11 protein-coding genes and 1 riboswitch are annotated in these 9,371 nt (G+C 56.1%); all 11 genes read left to right on the top strand.

The window, feature by feature from the left end; genetic code table 11:
- A partial coding sequence (locus tag JW937_02170) for a PEP-CTERM sorting domain-containing protein (protein ID MBN1586218.1) occupies window positions 1-635 on the top strand: 635 nt, incomplete at its 5' end.
- Between the two features lie 88 nt (window positions 636-723).
- On the top strand, window positions 724-1,359 hold the full coding sequence (locus JW937_02165; protein MBN1586217.1) for a hypothetical protein: 636 nt from the start codon (window positions 724-726) through the stop codon (window positions 1,357-1,359).
- Entirely contained in the window at window positions 1,343-2,011 is a 669-nt protein-coding gene (locus JW937_02160; GenBank protein MBN1586216.1) for a class I SAM-dependent methyltransferase, read from the top strand. The genes JW937_02165 and JW937_02160 overlap by 17 nt, the downstream gene beginning before the upstream one ends.
- Window positions 2,012-2,083: 72 nt before the next feature.
- Window positions 2,084-2,569: a phosphohistidine phosphatase SixA gene (sixA, locus tag JW937_02155; protein MBN1586215.1), complete on the top strand. Its 486-nt coding sequence runs from the start codon at window positions 2,084-2,086 to the stop codon at window positions 2,567-2,569.
- A gap of 61 nt (window positions 2,570-2,630) precedes the next feature.
- Window positions 2,631-2,863, top strand: a riboswitch (cobalamin riboswitch).
- 257 nt (window positions 2,864-3,120) lie between these two features.
- Window positions 3,121-4,959, top strand: a complete 1,839-nt coding sequence (locus tag JW937_02150; protein ID MBN1586214.1) for a TonB-dependent receptor — start codon at window positions 3,121-3,123, stop codon at window positions 4,957-4,959.
- Between the two features lie 4 nt (window positions 4,960-4,963).
- Window positions 4,964-5,530, top strand: coding sequence for a cob(I)yrinic acid a,c-diamide adenosyltransferase (gene cobO, locus JW937_02145; protein MBN1586213.1), 567 nt, complete (start codon window positions 4,964-4,966; stop codon window positions 5,528-5,530).
- Window positions 5,531-5,652: 122 nt separating this feature from the next.
- Window positions 5,653-6,555: an alpha/beta hydrolase gene (locus JW937_02140; GenBank protein MBN1586212.1), complete on the top strand. Its 903-nt coding sequence runs from the start codon at window positions 5,653-5,655 to the stop codon at window positions 6,553-6,555.
- Between the two features lie 64 nt (window positions 6,556-6,619).
- Entirely contained in the window at window positions 6,620-6,820 is a 201-nt protein-coding gene (locus tag JW937_02135; GenBank protein ID MBN1586211.1) for a DUF1049 domain-containing protein, read from the top strand.
- A gap of 56 nt (window positions 6,821-6,876) precedes the next feature.
- Window positions 6,877-7,395 carry a cytochrome c nitrite reductase small subunit gene (gene nrfH / locus JW937_02130; GenBank protein MBN1586210.1) on the top strand — a complete coding sequence of 173 codons (519 nt, stop codon included), beginning with the start codon at window positions 6,877-6,879 and terminating at the stop codon, window positions 7,393-7,395.
- Window positions 7,385-8,866 (top strand): ammonia-forming cytochrome c nitrite reductase subunit c552, encoded by a 1,482-nt coding sequence (locus JW937_02125; GenBank protein MBN1586209.1) that lies wholly within the window; start codon window positions 7,385-7,387, stop codon window positions 8,864-8,866. Before nrfH ends, JW937_02125 begins: the two co-directional genes overlap by 11 nt.
- A 47-nt stretch (window positions 8,867-8,913) precedes the next feature.
- A partial coding sequence (locus JW937_02120) for an ATP-binding cassette domain-containing protein (GenBank protein MBN1586208.1) occupies window positions 8,914-9,371 on the top strand: 458 nt, incomplete at its 3' end.

Below are 9,371 nucleotides of genomic sequence, written 5' to 3'. Positions count from 1 at the left end.
GCGCGCAATTCGGGACCGCGGCCGAGCTTGCCACTGCCGCCACTGCCTTGACAGTGTCCGGCGGCCTTGTGGAGGATGGCTGGGCTGCGCTGCAGTTTGCTATGGGCTATTCCTTCCGGCCCGGCGCTTCGGTCAATGTGATTTTGGTTACGGACGAAGACCGCGATGAGCTCAATAGCAATGGGTTGACCTATGACGGAGTCCGGGATCAGTTGGCGGCTGTAGGGGCCTTGCTCAATGTGGCCGTTAACCACGGTTTTGAGGACGTGAACGAGGATGAGGCATTGGGAGTGGACGCAGACGGGAATGCCTATGTTCCGGACGGTGCCGGCGGGTATGCCATCTCCACCGGTGGCGTGGCCACGACTCCCGGTGCGCTGGCCCCGACTGCCAAGGCGGATTACATTGATATGGCCTGGGAATTGGGCGGCGCGGCCTGGGATCTGAATATTCTCCGGGACGGGGGAGACTCGGCCCGGTCCTTTACCGCAGCATTTATCGACATCAAGGTCTCTGAGATTAGCGGAGGGGGCGGTGGCGGGCCCGTGATTCCGGAACCTGCGTCTCTGGGTCTCTTTGCTCTAGGCGCTTTGGGCTTCGGGATCCGAAGGAGAAAGAAGCAGTCCTCTAGGTGAGTTTGGATCTCTGCAGATTTGAGCGGCTTCATCGAAAGGTGAGGCCGCTTCTTTTTTTGGTTAGAATGGGATCAACGCGGAGGCATTGTTGAAAAAGCTAGGCTGTCTTGTGCTGTTTGTACTCATGGCGGGCGCGGGAAATGCGTCCGCGGCAGGGATTGACACCGCTGCCGTGGAGGCCGGTTGGGCCGGCCAACGCACTTCCTGGCGGGAAGTGGGCGAGACTCCGGTGATTTGGAGAGAGTTGCTCAGGGGAGACGGGGCCTTTGGCGGGGTGAGTTTTACAGCGCCTTTGGATCGCAAGAATGTCTGGGCCCTGGCAACGGACTTCACGCAGCTCAGCAAGCGATCGGGAAAGATCGACACGGTTTACATTACGGAGCAGGAAGGAAACCGGATGACCTTGCAGATGGTGGCCCATATCTTGTGGTACCGCCTTTCGCTGGAATTCGAAATCTTCTTGGAGCCGGAAGAAATTTTTCGCTTTCGCGTGACGAATGAGGGGGTCGGGGAATTTTACGGTTACTGTCGCTTCCAAGATGCGGCTGGCCCCACAGTGGGCACGGGCCGCACAGGGATTGACTTAGCCACTCACTACAAGCCCGGGGGTTTGGGGCAGCGGATGCTTCTCAAGCAGCTCATGATTTTGGAACGGATGGCTCTAATGCACGGGATCGAGAGCTTTCTCGATTCTTGCGAGGCACGGCGTGCCCGGATCCAGTGACAGCCCTTCCCATTATGCAGAGGCTACCTTGGGTGCGTACCGGGTTTACGCGGATCAAGCTAAGGCTTCCTGGGCTGCGCGCGTTCACCCTTCCCCATTCTTGAAGCACTTTGCCGCGCAGTTACCTGCAAAGGCCAGGGTTCTGGATTATGGCTGCGGCATCGGCATGGACCTGGATTGGCTGGCGCGGCAGGGGCTGCGGGTTCAGGGTGTGGACGGGGCCTCGGATTTTGTGGAAGAGGCGCGCCGGCGTTGTCCAAAGGCAAGGATTGTTTGCGCGCGTTTTGACCAGGCAAAATTGGAGGAAGCCTTCTGGGACGCTATTTGGTGTGCGGCCGCGTTGATTCATGTGCCGCCCGCAGAGTTTGTGCGCCAGCTGGCCAAGCTGCGGCAGGCCCTTAAGCCGGGAGGAATTTTGGGTTTGAGTCTCGCGTGGGGACGCAGTAAACGCTTTTTTAGCGAGGATTGGATTCCCGGGCGTTATTTCGCCTGCTACACTAAGTCCGAAGTCCGGAACTACTTCAAAGCTTGGGATCTTCGGGAAATCCGGGTTGTGTCGAATAAAGACCGCAAAGGCCGCTGGATACAGGTGCTGGCAATGTCTTCCCCGTGTCCGCCACATTTCGCACTGAGTTCGTCATTGCGAACATAGTGACGCAATCTTTGTTTCCCAAGGATCATTACGTCGCGCATCTGCTTAACCAGTACATGAACAACTGAGTCTATGAAACTCTATTTGCTGCGACATGGAGAAGCGTGTTCAGGGGGAGACGATGCCCACCGCCAACTGACTGGAAAAGGGCGTCGCCAGGCTCAGTGCGTGGCGAAGTTCCTGAAAGATACAGGCGCGCAGGTGGACTGCATATGGCATTCCAACCGCACCCGCGCGGTCCAGACTGCCGAACAAGTGCAGTCTGTCTTGGGCGCGCAGACCGAGCGTATGGAGCAGGAGGGCTTGGGCCCGGGTGATATGGCCATTTTGGCTGCCGGGCGCATCGAGAGTTTTTTCGTTGAGCAGGATGGGCGGAGCTTGCTCGTTGTGAGCCATCTTCCTTTTTTGCCTCAATTGGCCCGGGAGCTTCTGGGCGGAAAGGCCACTGTCGGGGTTGTGGACTTCCCGGAGGCGGGAATACTTTGCCTCAAAAAAGAGGGCTCAGAGAAATGGGATCTGGAATGGGTGACCAGTCCGGAATTGCTTTGGGAGGAATAACAGTAAGAACCGTCTTTTCCTTTGACGGAGTGAATGCGGGGCCTTATGATGCCCCTCTGACAATCAAATAGGTCGCACAGGTGCGCGCAAGAGCTTAATAGGGAACCCCGTGAAAACCGGGGGCGGTCCCGCCGCTGTAAACGGGGACAAACCCCACTATAACCACTTTCTGGCAGGAGGCTGCTGCCGAATCGTATAAAGACAAGGCGATTCCGCAGCAGTACATCAGGAGGGAAGGGGTGGGGGGAGGCAGATCCGTGAGTCAGAAGACCTGCCTGTGCATGGTGAGCTGCCCGCTCTCGGATCTAGAGCGGTAAACAGCTGTCGAGGCCCCTTAGGCGCAAGTCTCTCACACGCGCTCACGGGGCATCGCACGGGTGAAGATCAGGGTGCAACCCGCCGGCTTTTACGGCGGGTTTTTTTGTTTACGGCGCCACAAGTCGTCATGGCGAGCGAAGCGCGGCCATCTTTGTTGAGCAAAAGATCCCTTTGCTGCGCTCGGGATGACGAGAGGGACTTGCACCATCCCAATTATCAAAAGGAATAACCGAATGCCGAAGAAACTTAGCCTGCTCGTCCTGTTTGTGCTTACAGTCTCCCCCGCCTACGCAGGTCAATACGCGTATCTCGATGAAGACGCCTACCAACTCGAACCCCTCGTGGTTTCCGCCACGCGGACCCCGCAGGAAAGATCCAAATTGACGCGCGCAGTGTCTCTCATTACAGCAGAAGATATTGAAAAGATGCAGGTCCAGAGCGCCGTGGAAGTGCTCCGCAATGTGCCGGGTGTGTTTGTGAGGCGAACGGGTGGTATTGCCCGCACCACGTCCATTAGCCTCCGCGGCGCGGGCACGGATCAAACGCTCATTCTGCTTGATGGAATGGATGTGGGCAGCCCCACTTTGGGTGACGCGGATTTGGCTGCGCTGCCTGCGGAAATCATAGAAAGTGTGGAGGTGCTCCGCGGCTCTGCCAGTACTTTGTACGGCTCCAAGGCCATTGCCGGTGTGATCAGTATTCGCACCAAGCGCGGAGGCCCGGTGCGCACTGCCGCCAAACTGGAATATGGGACTCACAATACATCCAATGCCACAGTGGCCACCTACGGAGAGTTCGGGGCTGTGCGGTATGGACTGAGTTACGATCGTCTGGACAGCGATGGTTTGAGCGCCGGGGACGATGTTGAAGTGAACAACCTCTCTACGGCGGGATCCGTTGAGGTGATCAGAGGCACGGATATTGACTATACGTTCAATTATAACGACTCCAGGGTGGGGTCGGATGACGGGCCGTTCCTGCCGGATCCGAACGCTTACTTGGAGAGTGAAAAACTTGTAGCCAGCGCAGGAGTGGTGTCGCAGCCCTTGGAGGAGTTGGGTTGGACGGCAGAGTTACGAATCAGTCATAGCGGCGATGATTCTCTCTACGCGGATCCTCAAAACCCCGGTACGGCCGAACTTGATTTCAGTTCGATTGTGGAAACAGACCGGTATGGTTTCGACTTCATCAATCGTTTTGATTTTGGCCGCGCAGGATTTCTAACAGTCGGTTATGAATTCCGCTGGGACAAGGGCAAGACCGATATGTTCAATCGGGAGATCAAACGCAATGAGGGCTTTATCCACCATCAGTGGGATCCGTTGGAGAACTTGACTCTGGTCGCCGGGGTGCGGGAAGCCGATCATTCCACTTCCGGCAGGGAAACTCTACCCGAGGTCTCGGCGTCTTTACGCATCCCCGAAACAGGGACGCGAGCCAGGGTGAGTTATAGCGAAGGGTACCGTTCCCCGGATTTGAATGATCTGTATTGGCCCAACTTTGGAAATCCCAATTTGCGTCCGGAAAAGAGCAAGACGATGGAATTGGGCTTGGCTCAAGATTGGGAAAGGGGAAAGGCCGGGGCAGAACTGTCTCTGTTTCGAACAGATGTTGAAGACTTGATCCAGTTTGCTTTTGCGGGGGGTAATTTTCAAAGCACAAACGTCGACGACTCGGAGCTCCAGGGCATTGAGATCGAAGGTTTTTTTAAGCCTTTTCGCGGCTTGAGGCTTAGCGCAAACTACACCTATTTGGATGCACGCGAAAGGCCTTCAGATCGAGCCTTGGTACGAGTGCCGAAAAACCAAATCGGTTTCGGTTTGGACTATGAATTCTGGAACAAATGGCAGTTTAATTTAGACGGGACAGTTGTGGGCAGGCGGCTCTCTTCAAATCAAACGGATTGGAATAAGTCCTATTTCAAGCTGGATGGAGCCCTGACTTACCAGATGACGAAGAACTTCGACATCTACGGCCGGATTGATAACCTGTTGGACAAGGACTACGATGAGGTTTTGGGATATCCGGCGCCCGGCGCCATGTTTTTTATCGGCGGTAAAGGAAGAATCTAGTCAAATGACTCAAAAAGCCCCACGCGAAAACCCCATTAGCGGCAAAGCCGGACAAAAAGGCCTGCTCATCGTCTACACAGGCGAAGGCAAGGGCAAGTCGACTGCGGCCTTTGGCTTGGCTTTCCGCGCCCTGGGCCGTGACCTGCGGGTGGGCTGCGTGCAATTCATCAAAGGCCAGTGGAAAACCGGGGAGGAACAAATGGCCGCGCGCCTGCCCGAGCGCGTGGACTGGGTGTGCATGGGCGACGGCTTCACGTGGGAGACCCAGAATGAGGAACAGGACAGGGCCACCGCGCGCAAAGCCTGGGCCAAATGCCTGGAGATGCTCAAAGAGCCTGCGTACCAAGTATTGATCTTTGACGAGCTCAACTGTGTGCTGGACTTCGAATTCCTTCCCGTGCAGGAAGTGATTGAGGCTCTGCAAGAGCGTCCTGCCCAGACCCATGTGGTTGTCACCGGCCGCGGCGCGCCGCAGGCTCTGATCGAAGCCGCCGATGTGGTGACCGAGATGAAAGAGATCAAGCACCCCTACAAGCAGGGGTTTCTCGCCCAACCCGGGGTGGATTACTAATCCGTCCCGTCCTTGCGGGCGGAGCGAGGCAAACTCTGCCTGACACCCAAGACCCACCCCCGGACCGGAGTGAACTGAAGAAGAGGGGGATCTACTTGTCGCACTACGCGGGAGAAACGCTAATGAAAACTAAGACACCATTTACAAGATACTCGCTGAACTGGGCATTCTGTTGGGCGTGCGTATTCTTGACTTGCGGAGCGGTTCAGGCGCAAGCGGAGTGGCCCCATGTGGTCCCTTCCAAAGACGGCACACCGGTTTCTTACGAGATCTATGGCGCCGGAGAGCCGGCCCTTGTGTTTGTGCACGGTTGGAGCTGTGACTCGCGCTACTGGCGCGCCCAATTGCCCCGTTTTTCCCGGAACCACCGCGTTGTCTTGCTGGATCTTGCCGGCCATGGCCATTCGGGTTTAAGCCGTTCCAAGTACACCATGAAGGCTTTTGGTGAGGATGTTCAGGCGGTCATTGAGGCCACGGGCAGCCGGCACGTTATTCTGATAGGCCACTCCATGGGAGGTGTGGTCATTGCCGAAGCGGCCCGGCTCATGCCGGAGCGAGTGATTGGGTTAATCGGCATCGACACCCTTGAAAACATAGAATATCCGCTGACCCGGGAAGAACTCGATCAAATGCTCGCTCCTTTGAAAAAGGACTTTGGCCCCGGCGCGCGGGGATTTGTCGGGCAGATGCTCTCGGCTCAGACCGGTCCGCAGCTTCGCGAGTGGATTCTTTCGGATATGTCCGCTGCCCCGCCTGCCGTTGCTTTGAGCGCGATGAACGAAATGATGTCCATGTACATTCGCGGGGAAGTGGCGCTAATATTTGATGAAATCCGGATTCCTGTGATGACCGTGAATGGAGATCTGTGGCCCATTGACTATGAGGCAAACCGGAGGCATATGGCCTCATTCGATGCCGTGGTTCTGGAAGACGCCGATCATTTTTTGATGATGGCTCGTCCGGAAGAATTCAACAGTGCATTGGAGAACGTTATCCACAGGTTGGTAACAGTGGGGTCAGAGTAGAAAAGAGTTTCACAATGGACATCACGAAAATCCTATGTGATCCGTCTAAGCCCGGAGGTGTGCTATGAATGCTAAACTGATTGCGGGTCTTGTGTTAGCTTGCTTGGCGCTCATCTTCATATTTCAAAACACGGTTGTCGTTAAGATCGAGTTTTTGTTTTGGTCCCTGTCCATGTCCAGTTCCCTTTTGATGGTAGTACTTGTTTTAATTGGCGTAGTTATCGGGTGGCTGCTAAAGAGTTACATCTCTTTTAAGGGAAAATGACCATTAGACTGTATTCGTCTGTGCGTTCTCCCGCCGCGCAGAATTCCCGGTTAGGCATGACCCGTTTGGGCCTGCTCGTGGCTGTGCTGTGCGGGGTATTCCTGGGGTTGGGTGCTTTCACTTTCCACTATGGCGAAGGCCTTTCCTATTTGAGCAAAGACCCCAAGGCGTGCATGAACTGCCACATCATGCAGTCTCAATTCGATTCTTGGCAAAAAGCAAGCCACCATACAGTAGCCACGTGCGTTGACTGCCACCTGCCCCATGCGTTTATTCCCAAGTGGATGGCCAAGGCCGATAATGGATTTTGGCATTCCAAGGGTTTTACCCTCCAAGATTTTCATGAACCGATTTTTATCCGGGAGCGGAACCAAAAGGTGTTGTATGAGAATTGCCTTAGTTGCCATTTCGACATGGTGCATGATTTGTTGCTTAGCGCTAAGTCCGATGAGGATGCTCTGAATTGCGTGCATTGTCACCGGTCCGTGGGCCATGGGGAGACCGTGGGACTCGGGAAGTTTGAACCCGTCAATTCTGAAAAGATGAACCAGGTGGGAGAAAACGATGCGTACTAAAACCTTGGTAGCTTATGGTGCGGTCATTGCGGGCGTGGCTTTAGCCAGCGCTTTGGTCACGGCCCTGCTGATGAATATTGCCGAACGCAAGAACGAGGCCAAGAACCCCTACGTGCGCCTGGTAGATGTGGGCGAGGACGATACGGATCCGGCCCAGTGGGGCGTGAATTGGCCCAAGCAGTACGAATCCTATCTGTTGACGGCTCAAGCGACCCGCACCCGTTTCGGCGGGCACGGCGGCAGCGAGGCCCTGCCTGAGGAGAAGATCGAGCGGGATCCCTGGTTGAAACGAATGTTTAATGGCTATGCTTTTTCCATCGATTACCGGGACCGTCGAGGGCACGCGTATATGCTGGAAGACCAGGAAAAGACCCAGCGGCAGACCAAGCCTCAGTCCGGTTCCTGTTTGCACTGTCATGCGTCGGTCATGCCTCTGTATCGAGCTTTGGGCAATGGGGATGCCATGGCAGGTTTTGAAAAGACATACAAGATGTCCTACAAGGAACTCAATGCCATGCTGCATGAGAGCGGGCACGGCCATCCGGTCTCATGTGTGGATTGCCACGATCCGGAGACCATGAAGCTGCGCGTCACGCGTCCCGGATTTATTAACGGGATCAAGGCATTGGCTGAATCCGATGCCCCTGTGCCGCAGATGCCCTCGATCGAACGCTGGCGTGAGACGGACAGGGAAGAGCCTTATGACCCGAACTCAATGGCTTCGCGCACGGAAATGCGCTCCTTTGCCTGCGCTCAGTGCCATGTGGAATACTATTGTTCCAGCGCCATGCCTTTAGAGTTTCCGTGGAGCAAGGGTTTGCGTGTCGAAGAGACCGAAGCGCACTGGGATGAAACCACTTTGCCCAATGGCGAGCAATTTTACGACTATAAGCACGCGGAGAGCGGCGCGCGGATTCTGAAGGCGCAGCACCCGGAATTTGAAATGTGGTCCCAGGGGATTCACTCCCGGGCGGGTGTGGCCTGTGCGGATTGCCATATGCCCTACCAACGCGACGGCGCCACCAAGGTTTCCGACCACTGGGTGCGGAGCCCTCTGCTTAATGTGAATCGCGCTTGCCAGACTTGCCATCATGTGGACGAAGAAGAGCTGCTTTCGCGTGTGGATGCGATTCAGGACCGCAACTTTCACTTGCTGCAGCGCGCCGGGGCGGCTCTGATGGATCAGCTCGATGCGATCCAGGCTGCCAAGGAGGCAGGGGCTACGGAGGCGCAGTTGCAGGAGTCCCTTGAGCTTCAACGCAAGGCGCAGTGGCGGCTGGACTTCGTGGCTGCGGAAAACTCGATGGGATTTCATGCTCCCCAGGAAGCGGCGCGCATTTTGGGTGAAGCGGCGGACTACGCCCGGCAGGGCCAGGTTGCCGCAATGAAGGCAAATGAGGCGGTAAATGAAGATGAATTGGTGGAGAATGAAACGAACCCGGTCCGGGGGGGCTTGACAGGTTCCCGGTAATTCGTATAATTTTCGATTTTAGAGGGGAGCAATGGTAGACTGATCCGATGATTTCCATCAAATCTCTCACAATGCGCTACGGAAATTTCACGGCCCTGGATCGCGTGTCTTTTGAAGCCAAGCCCGGGGAAATCGTGGGCCTGCTGGGGCCCAACGGGGCGGGCAAGACCACGCTCATGCGCGCTCTCACCACCTATCTTTATCCCACAGAAGGCACGGCCGAGGTCTGCAACCACGATGTGGTGCGAAATCCCATGGGCGTGCGCCAGAGCGTGGGCTATTTGCCTGAGACAGCTCCGCTTTATATGGATATGCAGGTGGACGATTACCTGAGTTTTGTGGGGCGCTCCCGGGGGCTTTCCAAGTTCCAACTGGGCGACCGCCTGAGCTGGCTCAAAACCGCCTGCGGGCTCAAACCCGTGTGGAAGCATGCATGCTACGAGATCTCCAAGGGTTACCGCCAGCGCGTGGGTTTGGCCCAGGCCCTGATCCACGATCCGGCGGT

This window comes from Candidatus Omnitrophota bacterium (assembly GCA_016929445.1).
Taxonomy (GTDB): Bacteria; Omnitrophota; Gorgyraeia; order JAFGIU01; family JAFGIU01; genus JAFGIU01.
The sequence above is the reverse complement of the archived record's forward strand: the minus strand, read 5'-3'. Positions and strand labels throughout refer to the sequence as shown.

What these genes read in the sequence shown, in the direction of transcription:
- sixA (MBN1586215.1), top strand. Translation starts at nt 2,084, where the DNA reads ATGAAACTCTATTTGCTGCGACATGGAGAAGCGTGTTCAGGGGGAGAC.
- JW937_02150 (MBN1586214.1), top strand. Translation starts at nt 3,121, where the DNA reads ATGCCGAAGAAACTTAGCCTGCTCGTCCTGTTTGTGCTTACAGTCTCC.
- cobO (MBN1586213.1), top strand. Translation starts at nt 4,964, where the DNA reads ATGACTCAAAAAGCCCCACGCGAAAACCCCATTAGCGGCAAAGCCGGA.
- JW937_02140 (MBN1586212.1), top strand. Translation starts at nt 5,653, where the DNA reads ATGAAAACTAAGACACCATTTACAAGATACTCGCTGAACTGGGCATTC.
- JW937_02135 (MBN1586211.1), top strand. Translation starts at nt 6,620, where the DNA reads ATGAATGCTAAACTGATTGCGGGTCTTGTGTTAGCTTGCTTGGCGCTC.
- nrfH (MBN1586210.1), top strand. Translation starts at nt 6,877, where the DNA reads ATGACCCGTTTGGGCCTGCTCGTGGCTGTGCTGTGCGGGGTATTCCTG.
- JW937_02125 (MBN1586209.1), top strand. Translation starts at nt 7,385, where the DNA reads ATGCGTACTAAAACCTTGGTAGCTTATGGTGCGGTCATTGCGGGCGTG.